16 protein-coding genes are annotated in these 18,119 nt (G+C 61.5%); 12 read left to right on the forward strand and 4 right to left on the reverse strand.

Translation table 11 applies throughout. The features are described 5' to 3' along the window. The 4 genes from ACFCU0_RS13840 to ACFCU0_RS13855 all read right to left on the reverse strand — a co-directional run. On the reverse strand, positions 1–497 hold a 497-nt coding region (locus ACFCU0_RS13840; RefSeq protein ID WP_434974272.1), incomplete at its 3' end, for a glycosyltransferase. Positions 498–545: 48 nt separating this feature from the next. Then, complete coding sequence (locus tag ACFCU0_RS13845; protein ID WP_434974273.1) at positions 546–1,595, reverse strand: GNAT family N-acetyltransferase; 1,050 nt, start codon at positions 1,593–1,595, stop codon at positions 546–548. 172 nt (positions 1,596–1,767) lie between these two features. Further along, complete coding sequence (locus ACFCU0_RS13850; protein WP_434974274.1) at positions 1,768–2,487, reverse strand: sugar transferase; 720 nt, start codon at positions 2,485–2,487, stop codon at positions 1,768–1,770. Further along, the gene (locus tag ACFCU0_RS13855; protein WP_434974275.1) at positions 2,480–3,634 is read right to left on the reverse strand and encodes a DegT/DnrJ/EryC1/StrS family aminotransferase; all 1,155 of its coding nucleotides are present in this window, start codon (positions 3,632–3,634) and stop codon (positions 2,480–2,482) included. Before ACFCU0_RS13855 ends, ACFCU0_RS13850 begins: the two co-directional genes overlap by 8 nt. Positions 3,635–4,308: 674 nt before the next feature. On the opposite strand from ACFCU0_RS13855, the gene ACFCU0_RS13860 reads away from it, so the two are divergent. From ACFCU0_RS13860 to rfbA, 12 genes are all read left to right on the forward strand, one after another. Further along, positions 4,309–5,697, forward strand: a complete 1,389-nt coding sequence (locus ACFCU0_RS13860; RefSeq protein WP_434974276.1) for a UDP-glucose dehydrogenase family protein — start codon at positions 4,309–4,311, stop codon at positions 5,695–5,697. A 97-nt stretch (positions 5,698–5,794) separates the two neighbouring features. Further along, complete coding sequence (locus ACFCU0_RS13865; protein WP_434974277.1) at positions 5,795–6,754, forward strand: UDP-glucuronic acid decarboxylase family protein; 960 nt, start codon at positions 5,795–5,797, stop codon at positions 6,752–6,754. A 124-nt stretch (positions 6,755–6,878) separates the two neighbouring features. Then, positions 6,879–7,790: a sulfate adenylyltransferase subunit CysD gene (gene cysD, locus ACFCU0_RS13870; RefSeq protein ID WP_434974278.1), complete on the forward strand. Its 912-nt coding sequence runs from the start codon at positions 6,879–6,881 to the stop codon at positions 7,788–7,790. 129 nt (positions 7,791–7,919) lie between these two features. Next, positions 7,920–9,797, forward strand: coding sequence for a sulfate adenylyltransferase subunit CysN (cysN, locus tag ACFCU0_RS13875; RefSeq protein WP_434974279.1), 1,878 nt, complete (start codon positions 7,920–7,922; stop codon positions 9,795–9,797). A 99-nt stretch (positions 9,798–9,896) separates the two neighbouring features. Beyond that, positions 9,897–10,955, forward strand: coding sequence for a dTDP-glucose 4,6-dehydratase (gene rfbB, locus ACFCU0_RS13880; RefSeq protein WP_434974280.1), 1,059 nt, complete (start codon positions 9,897–9,899; stop codon positions 10,953–10,955). Between the two features lie 56 nt (positions 10,956–11,011). Beyond that, the gene (locus ACFCU0_RS13885) at positions 11,012–12,004 is read left to right on the forward strand and encodes a glycosyltransferase family 2 protein (protein WP_434974281.1); all 993 of its coding nucleotides are present in this window, start codon (positions 11,012–11,014) and stop codon (positions 12,002–12,004) included. Further along, on the forward strand, positions 12,001–13,167 hold the full coding sequence (locus tag ACFCU0_RS13890; protein ID WP_434974282.1) for a glycosyltransferase: 1,167 nt from the start codon (positions 12,001–12,003) through the stop codon (positions 13,165–13,167). The genes ACFCU0_RS13885 and ACFCU0_RS13890 overlap by 4 nt, the downstream gene beginning before the upstream one ends. 42 nt (positions 13,168–13,209) lie before the next feature. Then, complete coding sequence (locus tag ACFCU0_RS13895) at positions 13,210–14,736, forward strand: lipopolysaccharide biosynthesis protein (RefSeq protein WP_434974283.1); 1,527 nt, start codon at positions 13,210–13,212, stop codon at positions 14,734–14,736. Then, positions 14,733–15,686: a sulfotransferase family protein gene (locus ACFCU0_RS13900; RefSeq protein WP_434974284.1), complete on the forward strand. Its 954-nt coding sequence runs from the start codon at positions 14,733–14,735 to the stop codon at positions 15,684–15,686. Before ACFCU0_RS13895 ends, ACFCU0_RS13900 begins: the two co-directional genes overlap by 4 nt. A gap of 92 nt (positions 15,687–15,778) precedes the next feature. Beyond that, a complete protein-coding gene (rfbC, locus tag ACFCU0_RS13905) occupies positions 15,779–16,339 on the forward strand; it encodes a dTDP-4-dehydrorhamnose 3,5-epimerase (protein ID WP_434974287.1) in 561 nt (186 codons plus the stop codon). Between the two features lie 53 nt (positions 16,340–16,392). Continuing rightward, a complete protein-coding gene (rfbD, locus tag ACFCU0_RS13910) occupies positions 16,393–17,277 on the forward strand; it encodes a dTDP-4-dehydrorhamnose reductase (protein WP_434974285.1) in 885 nt (294 codons plus the stop codon). Positions 17,278–17,343: 66 nt separating this feature from the next. Continuing rightward, positions 17,344–18,119 (forward strand): glucose-1-phosphate thymidylyltransferase RfbA (gene rfbA / locus ACFCU0_RS13915; RefSeq protein ID WP_434974286.1); only part of this gene is annotated, 776 nt, incomplete at its 3' end.

The following is an 18,119-nucleotide window of genomic DNA, read 5'->3' on the forward strand; positions in this document are numbered from 1 at the left end:
ACATGATCGGCGTCCCGGTAGAGCCATCGCTCCAGGCGGTATAGGACGGTGCGGGCCGGCATGAATGGAACCGCGCCCATCTGGATCGGAAAGTCGGGCCAGAGGTCGCGGACTTCAAACACCCACGGCACGCCATGCCAGCGGGCGACGAGTGCGCCGGCCAGCCCGGTTGACAGGGGGGTCGATGTGGCGAAAACGACTTCTGGACGCCGCGCGAGGACCCCGTCTACCATTGCAAGCGCTGCGAAGCGTGCGAAGGCCAGAACGCGGCGTCCCGGACCCATCGCGTTGCGATAGGGGACGGGATATTCGATGAGCTGAACGTTCGGCGGCACCCAGTCGAACCGTCGAGTGTGCCGACGGGACCGCCACGCGTCGGTCGTAATGAGCGTGACCTCATGGTTCATGCTGAGGCGCTGGATCAGTGAGTACGGCCGGGCCGCCGTTGCGCAGTCCGGGGTGTGGTAGTGCTGGATAAGGCAGACGATGTGGGCCACGACGAGCAAGTGTCTGATGGGCAGAACGAAACCGATCCGTCGCTTGCTTCAGGCCGGTCGGCGATACGCGGGGAAGTAGTCGTCCGATGGCTGAGTGGGTCTGTCCGCTGTATCCGGAGTCAGATCGTTGTAGGCGGCTTCGTCACAGATCAGTCGAAGCGAGTGAAAGGTGGCACGCTCCGATGAAAAGCCGGCTTTGAACTCGAATAGCGAGTCGCGTGCGGCGCCGAGTCCTCCGCCGAGGTGAAGGATGGGCGGGTCGCCTGCGCAATCTGGCGGATGCGTGCTCAGTGCCATCTGGTGTAGCATCAGTTTAGCTGGAGCCAGATGCCTGTGGGCACTGGCTGTCCCCGAAAGGTGATATTGCATCCATCGATCGCTGCGCGTGAACAGGCCGGCTGCTGCCGGATTTCCCCCGGCATCCCGTACGATGGCAATCTCGCCATGCTCGGACAGGTCCGTCTGCCAGCGCCGAAAATAGGCATCGCTGAAGTAATAGAATGGCTCGGCTCCTACCCGATCCATCGTTTCTACGTACATGGTGCGGAACGCACGGAAGGTATCGGCATCCGCGGTCGCGTGCCGGGTGACATGGTACCCCTCCCGCTGCAGGCGTCGAATGTCGCTCCGGTGATCTGACCGCGTGTCTGCCCAGCGCGTTTTGCTGTCGACGCCGCGACGGAGCCAGACCGTCGGTCCATGTTCGACGAGAGAGTGACCGGAAAAATGCTGCAGGTGAGACGTGTCCGGGAGGGGAAGGAGTGGGTGGAGTCGTAGAAACGCAGACACGACGCCGGCTTCCTGAAGGGCCTGTGCGAAGGCCTGCCAGTGGGCCTCTGGGTTTGATGCGGACCAGATCGGTGCCGGGTACCCGTACGGCGTCGTGACATCGATTCGCTCGTGGTCGGGGATCTGACGGCTCAGGAGTGGTGCGATGAAGCCCCCGTCTTCGTTCTCGGCGTAAAATGTCATTGCTTTGCCCTCCTGATGCTCCGCTGCCGCCTTCACATACGACGGCTCATGATAAATATCCGACCGGATCGTCGCGAGACACTGCGTCCAGAGTTCGTCGGACGGCGATAAAAACCTGTAGGTCATCGGAGGTCGTAGAGGGCGCGGCAAAGACGAGCGCGCGAAACAGGAAACAGTAAGACGAAGGGACTCGGCGCGGCCGCCGGGCCGTCCGTCGGCCGCGCCGACCTCGCGGCTGAAACCACCGGCACCAATCGGCTAGAGAGACGGGCGTTCTTGCGCTTGTTCGAACGGGGGCTCAACGGAAAGAGGATGGCGGTGAGGAAGTGCGCGACGTGTCTTGAGCGTCGTGCGCCGGGAAGTCCGGGTTCCTACCCTCACGACCGTTCACGCCGTGTCCGGAGAGAACGACAGCAGGCGTCCGGAGAAGAATGCACAGGTCCAGCCCAAGAGACCAATTTTCCACGTACCAGACATCCAGATCGATGCGCTCCGGCCAGGATAGAAGATTGCGCCCCTGGATCTGCGCCCAACCGGTGATCCCCGGACGCACGCGGAGACGGGTCCGTTCATATTCGCCGTAGCGCGCGACCTGTTCCGGGATCGTGGGGCGCGGACCGATCAGACTCATATCTCCGCGAAGGACGTTCCATAATTGCGGAAGTTCGTCGAGAGACCATGCCCGAAGCACGGCACCCACCCGCGTAGCAACGCGAGCGGGCATCTTCCTGGCATGCACGGATCGACCTTCCTCGCCGACTCCACGCTCATCATCGGCCTTCGCACGCGTCCGCGCAGCCGGCGGAAGCGTTCGGAATTTCCAAATCCGAAAACGGGCTCCGTCGCGCCCGACGCGAGTCTGTGTGAAGAAGACCGGTCGACCGTCGTCCAGCAGAATGGCGGCCGCGACCGCGGCGAACACAGGCGCCAGGGCGAGAAGGGCGACTCCGCCTCCAATGATATCAGCGATGCGTTTCACGCGTCGTGTAGCAGCCTCGCTTGTGGGCACGTCAGTCACGTAGAAGGTCGGGGAGCTGGTTCGATAGAACGTTTGCGACACGGTCAATCTGCTGGTGCGTGATGCCGGCGAAAAAGGGGAGGGCGAGCGTTCGCTCTGCGACGCGCTCCGTGACTGGCAACCTCCCGGGATTGTAGCCAAACTGTTCCCTGTAGAACGGTTGAAGATGAATGCTGGGAAAGTACGGCGCGCTGCCGATGCCGCGGTCGTTCAAGTGTTGAACGACTCGGTCGCGGGCACTGGGAGGGGCATCGTCCGGCAGGCGCACGACGTAGACGAACCAACTCCGCGTGCCGGCAGGGGCCGCTTTCGGGCGATGAAGCATGTCGCTGAGCGGGGCCAGCGCTTCGTGATACGCCTCGGCGGCGTTAGAACGGCGCCCCAGAAGATCATCCAGCCGTTCCAGTTGCGCGCAGCCGACGGCCGCCTGCATCTCGCTCATCCGGTAGTTAAAGCCGAGCCGAACGTGCTCCATTCGAGTTGACGTCGCCCGGCCTTGATTGCGCAGGGAACGGCAGAGGTCCGCCAAGTCCGCATCGTTTGTCGTGATGCAGCCGCCTTCCCCCGTCGTAATCTGCTTGTTGGGGTAAAAGCCGAACGACGCCGCATCCCCCCAGGTCCCGATCGGACGGTCCTGAATCCCGGCGCCGAGCGCTTCGCACGCATCGTCAATCAGTACGAGGTCGTGTTTCTCTCCAAGAGCGGTCAGGCCGGGCCAGTCGGCCGGGGTGCCGAATACGTCTACGGCAAGGATACCCTGCGTGCGGGGTGTGATGGCACGCTCGAGTTTTTCGACGTCCACGTTGTAGGTGGCCGGGTCGATGTCCACAAAGACGGGATCGACGTTTTCAAACAGAAGCGCGTTGGAAGACGCGACGAAACTGTACGGCGTGGTCAGCACCTCGTCCCCGGCGCTTAGCGGTAGGCTGCGAACGATGCAGTGAAGCGCCGCGGTGCCGCTGCTGACGGCAACGGCGTGCTTTGTACCGCACCGCTCGGCCATCTTTGCCTCGAATCGTTCGAGAAACGGGCCGAACGAGAGGCGCGTCGAATTCAGCACATCCGACACGTATGTCCGCTCAAGGTCGGAGATGTCAGGTTGCGAGAGCGGGATCGGTTCCGTATCGGTTGGTAAAGGGTCGCTCACGGCAAGGGAGGGCAGCGAGGAAGAACGTAATGGGTAGGTGGAAGGGGAAGCGTGCGCGCAGGGGGAACGTACAAAGACCCAAGATAAAGCGAAATATTACGGTGTTCCTGTTCTGTTAGGGGGTATTCAGGCGTTACGGCATCCGGTTTGTGCCAGTAAGCGTGTAGACGGTGTGTTGGGATGCAGCGAAGCCCGTGCGAAAAAGACCGGAATCCGGCCGATTCGGGCGTTTCGGCTGCCTCGGACGCGCCGGCACCGCATCATTCGCATTGCTTTTGCGCACCTTTATTCCCACGTTACACCGACCGTATGGGGTGACATCGACCAAACCTCAGCCCGGTATGCTTGACTCCACCTTTTGTCATTTTCCGGGACCGGTGTCGCACCCCGTCACGGTCCTGTACGGCACGGCCCTATATGAACCGCAGTTGTGGATGACACGTTTTCAGTCTCACGGGATTAGAGGATGATGCCTGTTGCGCCGGGTGTACCGGTCCGGCTCTCCCGTAGGTTTGCAGGCCCTCCCGGCTGACGTTGTAGGTTCAGCTCCGTATGAGCCGAGCCCGTTTCAGCCCATCTCGGAGATCGGTCTACCGGGAACGAGTGCATCTCTTCGTTTCTCGTTTCCGCGCGTTATTTCGTATCCCTTCAAGTGTGATCGCACCATCCATTTTATGAATATCGCCATCATCGGGACCGGTTACGTCGGTCTCGTATCTGGAACCTGTTTCGCCGAGATGGGCAATCAGGTGACCTGTGTTGACATCGACGAGGACAAGGTAGACATGCTTCGGGGCGGCAGGCTCCCGATTTACGAGCCGGACCTCGAGCATTACTTCGCCCGGAACCGCAAGGAAGGGCGTCTCACATTTACGACCTCGTATGACGACGCGGTCCTGGATGCAGACGTCATTTTCCTGGCCCTGCCCACACCGCCCGGGGAAGACGGATCCGCTGACCTGAGTTACGTGCTCCAGGCCGCCGGCACCGTTGCGGATCTGCTGATCGAAGAAGACGACCCCGGGTACAAGATCGTTGTGAACAAGAGCACGGTCCCGGTTGGGACGGCCGATCGCGTGTCTGAAACGATGAGCGACCGCGGTCTGACCGTCGGCGAGCAGTACGATGTCGTGTCCAATCCGGAATTCCTCCGCGAGGGCGCAGCGGTGGACGACTTCATGAAGCCGGACCGCGTGGTCATCGGCACGTCCAGCGAGAAAGCTGCCGACAAGATGACGCGCCTCTACGAGCCGTTCGTTCGCCAGGGGAACCCGATCCTCGTCGTCGACGAGCGGTCGGCAGAGATGATCAAGTACACCGCAAACTCGATTCTGGCGACCCGGATCTCCTTTATGAACGAGATCGCGAACCTTTGCGAACGCGTCGGCGCAGACGTGGACAAGGTTCGCCTCGGCATCAGCAAAGACCATCGGATTGGCCGCCACTTCCTGTATGCTGGCATCGGGTTCGGCGGAAGCTGCTTCCCGAAAGATGTGCAGGCGCTCCACCGAACCGGCCGCCAGAACGGATACGAATTCCAGATCCTGGATTCCGTCCTCAAGGTGAACGACCAGCAGCGGGAGCTGATGGTCCACCGCCTCGACGCCTACTTCGACGGCGACCTCGAAGGGAAGAAGATCGCCATGTGGGGGCTTGCATTTAAGCCCAACACGGACGATGTGCGCGAAGCACCGTCCCACGTCATCATCGAAGGACTGCTCGAGCGCGGCGCCGACATCGTGGCCTTCGATCCGGAAGCCATCGAAACCACGAAAGTCAACTTTGGCGACCGCATCGGCTACACAGAGGACATGTACGCTCCTCTCGAGGAGGCCGACGCCCTCGTGATCTGCACCGAGTGGCACGAGTTCCGCCGCCCCGACCTCAACCGGGTGCGTGAGGCGCTGAAGGATCCGGTCGTCTTCGACGGGAGAAACCTGTACGAGCCGTCGCGAATGGCGGAAATGGGCTTCGACTACTTCAGCATCGGCCGGCCGCACGTCGCCCCGCAGGAAGATGTGGAAGCGATCGAAGCCGCCCTGTCGGAGAACGGGCAGGCGTAGTTCGTAAACGATACCGGCCGCCGCGGATAAATGCCCTCGGCGGTCGGTGTCGGATGATCTCTTCCTTTGCCCTCGCTCTTCAACAGACTCCCTGACTATGCCTCGCACACTAATAACAGGAGGCGCAGGCTTCCTCGGGTCGCACCTCTGTGATCGGTTCATCGACGAGGGTCACGAGGTTATCTGCATGGATAACCTGATTACCGGCGATACAAAAAATGTAGAACACCTGTTCGAGCTCGGCAGCGATTCCTTCCGCTTCGTCAAGCACGACGTGACGGACTTTATCCACGTCGGCGGCGAACTGGACTACGTGCTCCACTTTGCGAGCCCGGCCTCTCCGATCGACTATCTGGAGCTTCCGATTCAGACCCTGAAAGTCGGTGCTCTCGGCACGCACAAGGCGCTTGGTCTTGCCAAGGCGAAGAATGCGCGCCTCCTCCTCGCCTCAACGAGCGAGGTCTACGGGGATCCGGAGATTCATCCTCAGAAGGAGGACTACTGGGGAAACGTGAATCCCATCGGGCCGCGCGGCGTCTACGATGAGGCCAAGCGGTTCGCCGAAGCGATGACGATGGCATATAATCGCTATCACGGCGTGGAAACGCGCATCGTCCGGATTTTTAATACGTACGGCCCACGAATGCGAATCGATGATGGTCGTGCTCTTCCGACCTTCATGTCGCAGGCCTTGAACGGCGAGCCGCTCACCGTCTACGGCGACGGCAGCCAGACGCGAAGCTTTTGCTACGTTGACGATCTCGTGGATGGTATCTTCCGCCTCCTGATGAGCGACGAAGCAGATCCCGTCAACGTCGGAAACCCGGACGAGATCACGATTAAGGAATTCGCTGAGGAAATCATCGACCTCACGGGTTCCGATAGCTCGATCACGTACGAGCCGCTTCCGAAAGACGACCCGCAGGTTCGTCAGCCGGACATCACTCGTGCTCAAGAGGTGCTCGGCTGGTCTCCCTCCGTCGACCGAACGGATGGACTGAAACGGACGCTCGACTATTTCCGTGAGGAAATGGGCCTGTCTCAAGTGGAAGCTTAGTGCGTCTCCGGTCCTTACCTATCGATATTTCCGGTTCCACCGTCCTCGGTACGCGACGAGCGATCCGTGTCGCATGGGACCGACGTCTGTGTGGACGCTTTGCTTTTTCCGAATACTACGACCCATGGTTTTTTCGAACGATACCTCGAAGCACCTGGCCTGGCTGGAATCTGAGGCCGTCCATCTGATGCGTGAAGCGGCGGCTCAGTTCGAGCGGCCCGTTCTCATGTTCTCGGGCGGGAAAGACTCCCTCCTGATGGTTCACCTCGCCAAGAAGGCCTTTCACCCGGGACCGATTCCGTTCCCGCTTTTGCACGTTGATACCGGTCACAACTTCCCGGAAACGATCCGTTTTCGGGACGATCTCGTGGACCGGCTGGGCGTGGAGCTCATTGTTCGGAGCGTCGAAGAAACGATCGAGAAGGGGCTTGCGAAAGAAGAGGGCGGTGTGACGCCGAGTCGCAACAAGGCGCAGATCCCGACGCTTCTGGAAGCCATCAAGGATTACGGCTTCGACGTCGCCCTCGGCGGTGCCCGGCGTGACGAGGAGAAGGCCCGCGCGAAAGAGCGGTTCTTTTCTCATCGCGATCGGTTCGGCCAGTGGGACCCCAAAAATCAACGTCCCGAGCTCTGGAACCTGTACAACGGGCGTAGCGAGAAGGGCGAGCATTTCAGGGCCTTTCCGCTCTCAAACTGGACGGAGCTAGACGTTTGGCAGTACATCCTCCAGCAGGATCTGGAGATCCCGAGCCTCTATCTCGCGCACAAGCGGGACGTGGTGGAACGGGAAGGCGTGCTTCTCTCGAAGTCGCCGTATATCGAGCTTCAAAGCGGCGAAGCGTATGTCGAGAAGATGGTGCGTTTCCGGACGATCGGCGACATGACGTGCACCGGCGCGGTCGAATCCACGGCGACCTCGCTGGAAGAAGTCGTCGAAGAGGTGGCAACCGCCCAGCGTGCAGAACGAGGTGCCCGCGCGGACGACAAGCGGTCCGAGGCGGCGATGGAAGACCGTAAACGACAGGGGTATTTCTAATGCGAAGGTCGAAATTCTAAATTCGAAATGGGATGGCCCGTCCGGGAACGCATTTGTTGGTGGCCATCTCATTCGATCCTCTCGCCTCAGCCTTTCGCCTTTCGCACTTCAAACTTCGCATTCGAATAAATGGACGTTCTTCGATTTACAACCGCCGGTAGTGTTGATGACGGCAAGAGCACGCTCATTGGCCGGCTCATGTACGACACCCAGCAGATCTTCGAGGAGAAGCTGGAAGAGATCGAGCGCAACACCCAGCGCGACGACGAAGATCTCGAGCTCGCGCTCCTGACGGATGGTCTCCGGGCCGAGCGAGAGCAGGGGATCACGATTGACGTCGCGTACCGCTATTTCGCGACGCCGAAGCGCAAGTTCATCATCGCCGACACGCCGGGCCACGAGCAGTACACCCGCAACATGGTGACGGGTGCCTCGACGGCGGAGCTGGCCGTCGTGCTCATCGATGCGACGAACGGCGTGTTGCAGCAGAGCCGGCGCCACGGATTCATCGCGTCGCTGCTCCAGATTCCGCACATGATCGTGGCGGTCAACAAAATGGACCTTGTCGACTACGACGAGGACGTGTTTCGCGAGATCCAGGCCGAGTACCGGCAGTTCGCCGAGCAGCTCGATATGGATGACATCACGTTCATCCCCATCTCTGCGCTAAAGGGGGACAACGTGGTGGACTCGTCGGAGAATACGCCGTGGTACAAGGGGAGCACGCTCCTGCACAAGCTGGAAACGGTCAAGACGCAGAGCGATCGCAACCAGGTCGATTTCCGCTACCCGGTGCAGCACGTCATCCGTCCGAACCAGGACTTCCGAGGGTACGCCGGGCAGATATCGTCGGGCAAGATTCGTCCCGGGGAAGAAGTGATCGTTCTGCCGTCCGAGCGGTCGACCACCGTGGACGAGATCGTGACGCTGGACGGAGACCAGGAGGAAGCGGGACCGGGCGAGTCGATCGTCATGACGTTGGACGACGAGATCGATGTCAGCCGGGGGTCGATGATCGTTCGCGCCCGGAACCGTCCGGAAGTGACGCGGTCGATCGACGCCGACCTCTGCTGGATGGACCGAGAGGCGATGCGGACGGATCGCCCGTACATCATTCAGCACACCACGCGGCGGACGCAGGCGTACGTTTCGAAAGTCGTTTACCGGATGAATGTCAACTCGCTTCATCGGGAGGAGGCCTCTACGTTCGACCTGAACGAGATCGGGCGCGTCGAGCTGGAAACCGCGGATCCGCTGTTCATCGACGCCTATAAGGTGAACCGCGCGACCGGGGCGTTTATCCTGATCGATCCCGACACGAACGCGACGGTGGGCGCCGGAATGATCCGTGGCGTGGCCGAAAACGTCGCGCCGTATGGCACGGAGGCCGAGACCGGCACCGAGCGGGCCGCGTCGCCGAACGTCGTCTGGGAAGACCTGAACGTCCCACGGGAGGAACGTGAATTCCGGAATGGGCACCAGGCGGCGGTCATGTGGCTCACCGGCCTTTCGGGTTCCGGAAAGTCGACCATTGCAAAAGAGCTGGAGCGTCGCCTCTACGATCGTGGATGCCAGACGATGATGCTCGATGGCGACAACGTCCGGCACGGCCTCTCCGGCGACCTGGGCTTTTCTGCACGAGACCGGAAAGAGAACATCCGACGCGTGGGCGAAGTGGCGCGTTTGTTCTTCGAACAGGGAAATATCACTCTGTGTACGTTCGTCTCGCCGTATCAGGAGGACCGGGACGGTGTCCGAGACCTTCTTCCCGACGATCGGTTCTTCGAGGTCCACGTGGACTGCGACATTGAGGTCTGCAAGGAGCGTGACCCGAAGGGACTCTACGAAAAAGCTGAGCGTGGCGAAATCGCCAACTTTACCGGCATCTCCGCTCCTTACGAAGAGCCGGCGTCGCCCGAGGTGGTCGTCCACAGCGACACCGATGACGTGGACGCCTGCGTCGACCAGCTCGTTGAGGCGCTGCTGGAGCGCGGCATTATCGAGTAGGTGCCGTTCGTTCTTCCCGACAGCCCGGACCCGCCTCCTGCGCGGTCGTCCGGGCTGTGCTGTGCCGACCCATTTCTCCAACGATATCACGACGGTACCATGTCTGACACCATTCTCGTTACCGGCGGCGCGGGATTCATCGGGTCTGCTGTGGTGCGGCAGCTTATTCGTGAGACGGACGCGGAGGTCGTCACGGTGGATCGCCTGACGTATGCGGGCCACCGTGCCAATCTGGCGTCGGTCTTGAACAACCCGCGGCACCATCTGGTCGTGGAGGACATTGCAGATTCCGCGGCGATGAATGACGTGTTCGAGCAGTTTGAACCGCGAGCGGTGATGCACCTCGCGGCCGAGTCGCACGTGGACCGGTCTATCGACGGCCCCGCGGCGTTTATCGAAACCAACATTCTCGGCACGTACACCCTTCTGGAGGTAGCGCGTCATCACTGGCGTGCGAGGGACGCCGAGGACAGCGACTCCTTCCGGTTTCTACACGTCTCCACCGATGAAGTGTATGGAGAGCTCGGCGATGAGGGGGCGTTTCATGAAACGACACCTTACGACCCGAGCTCGCCGTACTCGGCCAGTAAAGCCTCCGCGGACCACCTGGCGCGAGCGTGGCATCGAACCTACGGCCTACCGGTCCTGGTCACGAACTGCTCGAATAACTACGGGCCGTATCAGTATCCCGAGAAGCTCATCCCGGTGATTATCCTCAAGGCGCTGGCCGGCGACCCGATTCCCGTGTACGGCACGGGGGAAAACGTGCGCGACTGGCTCTATGTCGACGACCACGCGACGGCCCTCCGAACCGTCCTTGAAGAAGGAGAGACCGGAGAAACGTACAACGTCGGAGGCAGGGCGGAGCGCCAGAACATTGAGGTCGTACACACGGTCTGCGACGTGCTCGATGAACTGCGTCCGCGCGGAGACGATAGCTACCGGTCGCTGATTTCCTTTGTCACAGATCGACCGGGGCACGACTGGCGCTACGCCATCGATTGCTCAAAGATCGAAAACGATCTGGGCTGGACGCCCACCACATCGTTCGAAGCGGGGATTCGTCAGACCGTCGAATGGTACATCGAGCACCTCGACTGGGTGGATGAAGTGCTCGAAAGCGGATACGATCTGTCGCGGCTTGGCACGGGGGCGTAATCGTCGCTGGCTCTCGTGATCGCTTGAGGCCGATTCTGCCAGACAAGGTGGGACTTATGGGACAGGCACCGCCCCGATTCAGCGTGGTGATCCCGGTGTATCAGCGGGCGCACGTCGTTGGTCGAGCCCTCCGTAGCGTGCTGGCGCAGACGTGGCTTCCGGTGGAGATTCTCGTCGTGGATGACGGCTCCACGGACGCGGTCGAGGCGGCCGTGCATAAGGCGACGGCGGAGGCGAGCGTTCCAACGCGTGTTCTCCGGCACGACACCAATCGGGGAGCAAATGCTGCGCGCAACACGGGTATCGAAGCTGCCAGCGGCTCATGGGTCTCATTTCTCGACTCCGATGACGTCTGGCATCGGAACCGGCTGGCCAGACACGCGGAAGCCATCCAGGCGATCGGGGATCGCGCCGGCGTGATTTACTCCGCGTTCGAGATCGTGAGAACAGACGGGTCGATCGACGACACCAGTCCGTACCAGTCCTGTGTGAGAGAACCGGTATCGGTTGCGCTGGGCCGCCGCAACGTGGTCGGCACCTTTTCGACAGCCAGCGTTCGAGCCGACGTGCTTCGGAGGGTCGGTCCGCTGGATGAGAGTCTGTCGAGTTGCCAGGACTGGGACCTCTGGATTCGCTGTGCCCAGTGCACCTCCTTTCACTGCATCGACGAGAAGCTCGTGACGTATACCGCAGGATATGCGGGACGCCGGATCACAGCACGCCCGGACCGTGTCCGTGAGGGTCATGAGGCCCTCTTGAACAAGCACCGCGTGTTCATCCGTGCCGCTGGCGGGGAGGGACATCTCTTCCACCGGCTGGGCGATGTCTGCATGCGGGAACCGGATGTCAAGGCGGCACGGCGGTATTTTGGTAGGGCAGTACGCGAGAATCCACGTTGCGTGAGATGGTGGCTCAAATGGCTCGCCTCGTGGTGTGGCGTCCGGACGTTTCGGCGACTCCGTAACGCGTTGCGACGGTTGCGACGAACGCGGCTGGGCGATCTGAACGCTACAGCAGATGCTCGTTTACAGGCCGGGGACACGTCATGAGCCTTCGCGTCCTTCACGTCATCGCCCGGTTCTCAGCACCGTCCGAGACTTTCGTCTATGCGACGCTCAAGGCGCAACGGTCGGCGGGGCTGGATGTGCATGTTGCGACGTTGGATCGCACCGACGTAGAAGATCGACCGTTCGAGGAGGTCCATACTTTGCCACTACGGCCCATCTGGCATCCTGGGCGCTTTCTCGGCCGGGTGGGGGCCGCCGTCGGCATCCGTCACCGCGACACATACACATGGCCGGATCTGCGCGGAAAACTCGCGTTACTGATTGACCGCCTGCAGCCCGATGTTCTGCATGCTCATTTCGGGCCGATGGGCGTGTTCGCTGCGCCCGTCGCAGCGTCGAAAGACCTACCCCTGCTGACGAGTTTCTACGGATTCGATGCCTCTGAGCGAGCAGAAGATCGGTTCTGGCGAAGTAAGTACGCCGATCTCTGGGACCAGGGCGACCTGTTTCAGGCGCTCTCTGAAGACATGAAGGACCGGCTTGTCGCGCTCGGGGCTCCGGAACAGAACGTCCGGGTCGTGCATCTTGCGCGAGATCTGGATACGTACCGATACCGCGATCCGAGCTGGCCGGTGCGCGATCTGCTGTGCGTCGCCCGGATGACGCCGAAAAAAGGGCATATCGACCTGCTTCAGGCGGTAGCGCAGGCGCGATCAGAGGTCCCGGATCTGGCACTCCGACTCGTCGGAGACGGGCCGCTGCGCCCTCGTATCGAACGAACGATCGAGGATCTCGACCTGTCGGGGACCGTCGAACTCACGGGCTGGCAGCGATCAGACGACGTGCGCAGGCATCTGGATGCGTCCGACGCGTTCGTGCTCTGTAGCAAGGTGGCACCCGGCGGGGATCGGGAGGGCACCCCCACGGTGCTGGTCGAAGCACAGGCCGTCGGCTTGCCCGTCGTTTCAACCCGTCACGCGGGGATTCCTGAAATGGTACCCGATCAGAATCAGCATCTCCTCGCCCCCGAGGGAGCACCGGGCGATGTCGCTGACCGAATCATGACGCTTTGCCGGGCTTCCCAGGCAGACATCACCCGAATCGCACGGGCGGGCCGTGTCAAGGTCGAAGATGAGTTCAACCTGACGTACGAAACGAATCGACTTATGCGCCTCTATCGGACGATGTCGTCCGAGGACGTGTAACGGATACGCACTCTCGCGGCTCGCGGATCGCCCCTCGATTTCATGCCTCCACCGCCCGAGCACGACCACCGGACATCATCGGAGACCGGTGAGCCGGTGTCGCGCTCCGAGCTGAAAGAACAGTCAGTCGCAGGGGGACTGGCAAGCCTCTCCGGTCAGGCCGCCATCTTCGTGCTTCGGTTCGGGGCGCTTCTGATGCTGGCGCGCCTTCTTCAGCCGGAGGACTTCGGCCTGATGGCGATGGCCGTCGTCGTCACATCGTTTCTGACTCTATTTCGTGACCTCGGGCTTTCGGACGCCACCATTCAGCGGCCAGAGATCTCCGACGCGCAGGTCAACACGCTCTTCTGGGTAAATGTCGGTGTGGGCGTACTGGCCACCGTTATCTGCGCGGTCGCCGCTCCGGGATTAGCGTGGTTCTACGACGATCCTCGGCTGGTCGGCGTCGTGCTCGGTCTTTCCGGTGGACTGCTGATCAGCGCCACACGCGTCCAGCCCCAGGCGTTGCTGAAGCGGAGAATGGCGTTTCGTGTGATTGTGCGCGTGGAAGTGGCCGCCCATGTGGTTGCTGTCGTCGCTGCTGTTACTGCCGCGTTCCTCGGCGCGGGATACTGGGCGCTTGTGATTCAGTATCTGATAATGGAGGCGACCGCAACCGCATTCACGTTCTGGGTCGTCCAGTGGACTCCGAGCCGCCCGGCATGGGCGGAGGGAGTTGGTGACCTCCTCCGGTTCGGCGGTGATCTGACGGGGTTTCATCTGGTAAACTACGCTGCTCGAAACGCCGACGACATCCTCATCGGGAGGGTGCTCGGGGCGCAGGCACTCGGGTTCTACTCCAACGCGTACAAACTCCTCCTCGCGCCCATTCGCCTCATCCGACGGCCCGTGAGCAACGTCGTCATTCCCGCGCTCAGCCGCCTTCAGGATGACGGAGAGGCGTTCCGCCGCTACGTTCGGTCAGCATTATCCAGACTCGTCTTCATCAGCATGCCGATCATCACGTTCACGTTTGCCGACGCCGATCGTGTCGTGGCTGTCCTTCTCGGGCCCGGCTGGGAAGCCGTAGTACCCATTTACCGCATTCTGGCCGTCGCTGCGCTGGCCCAGAGTTTCAACGTGGTCACCGGCTGGTCATACACGGCTCTCGGAGAAACGCGCCGGTGGTTTCGCTGGGGCGTGATCTACAGCGCGTTTATCACGATAAGCTTTGTTGTCGGAATCCCATGGGGCGTGCACGGGGTCGCGGCAGCCTATGCAGCCGCCACCTGGTTGATTCTCCTTCCCGGGCTTCAGTATTGTTTTGCGGCCTCTCCGCTCACACTGATGGACGTGTGGCGGTCGATATGGCGACCGCTGATGGCTTCGACCCTGTCCGCGGTAGTCGTTATACTGGTCAGTCAGGCCTTCGGCGGAGCGGCGTGGGAGGAGTCGCTGCCAGGACTCGCGGTAAATGCGTCCGCCTTCGTCATAAGCTACATCGGCGTGCTCTGGCTTCTTCCGGGCGGGCCTTTGTTTTTGAAGCATACCTTTCGCCTCGTGACGTCCTACGCCTTTCCCGACCGATGACGCCTTCGCACGATCTGCCTGGCGACGACGCGCCGGTTTTTCTGGTCGGCTGCGACCGATCCGGGACAACGCTGCTCCGGCAGATGCTGATGCAGTCGCCGGATCTGCACCTGTTTCACGAAACGGGCTTCGTGCCGGTGCTCGCCGAGCGCGCACGGGAGTACGGCTCGTTCGATACAGCCAGACAACGATGGTCTTTTCTCAGGGATATTCAGCGCTTTCCGGCTACAACGAAAACGACGGGATGGACACCGTTTTCCGTAGACATTGAAGTCGTCGAAGCGGCGCTGAAGGAAGCGGCACCGGTTACCTACACCGAGGCCTGTCGGCTCCTGTACAGAACGGCGGCCGATGCACTGGACGCGCCGCGCTGGGGCGATAAGACGCCGGCCTACGTCCACCACCTCCCGCGGCTTGGGGAGATGTTTCCGGAGGCTATCTTCGTTCATATCATCCGAGACGGCCGAGACGTCGCCCGTAGCCTGGTGGCCGCAGGGTGGCATGCGACCGTGAGGGAGGCGGCGAAGCGATGGCGGGATGCCGTTTCCGCTGCCCGACAAGCCGGCGCGGCGGGCCTGCATGGTCGATACGTTGAGCTCGCCTTCGAGGACCTTGTTACAAAACCCGGAGCGACGCTGGAGAGGATATGCCGTGAGACCCACGTCGACGATCGTGCCGCCATGTTGGATTTCCAAGAGGCAGACCAAACTGACCTTCCGGATGGCCACGCCGACCTGTACGCGAACACCCGTCGCCCGGTGGATGCAACCCGTGCGCAGTCCTGGCGTCGTGAAGCTGCGCGGACGGACATCGCAGACGTTGAAGAAATCGCTGGAGACGTGCTGCAGGCCCTTGGCTACGAACTCACCGGGTACCGCGTCCCTCCGCATCGGCGAATCGCCCGGTCGATGGTCGAGGCGGCTCGCCCCGTCGTCCGGCGGTTTCTGTAAGCCGGTCGTCCCGTCCTCGGACCATCCGGCGGGTGCGGTCGTTCTGCACGCTCAATCTCGCCCCCTTGAATCCTTGCCTCCGAACGTACGTGATGAACGTTGAGACGACCGCCCTTCCCGGTGTCCTCCGGATCCAAACCGATATCTACGAGGACGACCGCGGCGGATTTATGGAAACGTTTCACGCAGATCGGTATGCGGAGATGGGCATCGACGTGACGTTCGTTCAGGACAACGTGTCGCGGTCGGAAACAGGCGTCTTGCGGGGGCTTCATCTTCAGCATCCTCATCCACAGGGGAAGCTCGTTTACGTACTTTCGGGAACGGTGTACGACGTCGTCGTAGATGTGCGGCCTAACTCCGATACTTTCGGTGAGTGGATCGGCACGACCCTGCAGGCGTGGTCCCACCAGTTGTTCGTGCCAGAGGGGTTCGCGCATGGCTTTGTGGTGACGGACGGGCCCGCCACGTTCGCGTACAAGTGTACGGATGTCTACGCGCCGGAGGCAGAGTTGACGATCCACTGGAATGATCCCGATCTCGGCATCGACTGGCCGGTCGATGATCCCGTCGTCTCGGAGAAAGATGCGGCCGCGCCTCGCCTTCGCGACGTCGACCGGGACCGGCTTCCTCGCGTCCGTTCAATCGTGTAGTCCGAACGCCTCCATCGGCGATCGTTGTCAATTTTCGCTCCATCCCAATTCCTGTGACCTCGTCCACGATCTTGCTATTTGGCGGAACCGGACAACTGGGCCGAATCCTCACGTCTACGTTGGCGGAGGTCGGCACCGTTACGGTCCCTGACCGATCCGACGCAGACTTCACGCGTCCGGAGTCGCTTCGCACCGTGGTTCGAGAGGCCCAGCCGTGGATGATCGTAAACGCCGCGGCATATACAGACGTAGACGGCGCGGAATCTGACGAACAGACGGCACACCTCGTAAATGCCGTGGCGCCCGGTGTGCTGGCCGAAGAGGCGGCGCGCGTCGGGGCGGGCATGGTCCATTTCTCGACGGACTACGTCTTCGACGGACGCGCCGACCGCCCGTACACGGAGGAGTCGCAGACGGCACCGGCCTCCGTCTACGGAAGAACCAAGCTGGAAGGAGAGCAGCGCGTCCAATCGGCGTCGGCACCGACGTGGATTCTTCGGACGAGCTGGCTGTACAGTCCTACAGGTAAGAACTTCCTGCGGACGATGCTTCGTCTCGGGCGGGAGCGGGAGCAGGTCCAGGTGGTAGACGATCAGTTTGGATGTCCGACATCCGCCCTCTGGCTTGCCGAGGCGACGCGCGACGTTCTTCGAACGGCCGCTCAGAGCGAGCGCTACGAGGATACATCGGGACTCTACCACGCCGTATCCCGCGGGCAGACGAGCTGGTACGGGTTCGCCCGGGCCATCTTTCGCGTGTTCGATGTAGACGTTGAGATCGAGCCGGTCGACACGTCGGCGTTTCCCCGACCTGCACCACGCCCGGCGTACAGCGTGCTCGACCCCTCGAAGCTCACGCAGACGTTCGGTCTCCGGCCGCCGTCATGGAGCCGTCAACTGTCCGATGTTCGAAAACCGCTCCTGCAGGCCGATCGCTAATGCAAGCGCCGTGAGCACGCGCGGCTTCATCGTACACGTCTCTCTACGGATTCAGAGCATTTGTTCATGGCTCGAAAGGGAATTGTCCTCGCCGGAGGTGCCGGCACGCGTCTGTATCCCGCCACCCAGGCGGTCAGCAAGCAGCTTTTGCCGGTGTACGACAAGCCGATGGTCTACTACCCGCTTTCGACGCTCATGCTGGCGGGGATTCGGGACGTCCTGCTGATCTCGACTCCGCGGGATACGTCTCGATTCGAGGGACTGCTCGGGGATGGGAGCCAGTGGGGCATGAATCTCACCTATGCCGTGCAGGACGAACCGCGCGGCATCGCTGAGGCGTTTCTGCTGGGTGCCGACTTCATCGGGGAGGACTCGGTGGCGTTGATTCTCGGGGATAATTTGTTTTACGGGAGCGGTCTGCAGGACCTCCTCCAGGATGCGGCTCGCCCCGAGGATGGCGCAACCGTTTTCGCCTACTACGTGCAGAACCCGGAGCGCTACGGTGTCGTCGACTTTGACGAAAACGGCAAGGCCACGAGCATTCAGGAAAAGCCGGACAACCCCGCGTCGAAGTACGCCGTGACGGGTTTATATTTCTACGATAACGAGGTGGTTGATATCGCACGTTCGCTGACACCCTCCGCTCGCGGAGAGCTTGAAATCACGGATGTGAACGCCCGGTATCTTTCGGAGGAGACGTTGAGCGTCAAAACGATGGGACGCGGGTTTGCCTGGCTCGACACGGGAACGCACGCATCGCTTCTTCAGGCGTCGAACTTTGTGCAGACGATCGAGGCGCGGCAGGGGCTGAAGGTTAGCTGTCCGGAAGAGATCGCCTGGCG

The sequence above is a fragment of the Longibacter sp. genome, from assembly GCF_051155795.1.
GTDB lineage: Bacteria > Bacteroidota > Rhodothermia > Rhodothermales > Salinibacteraceae > Longibacter.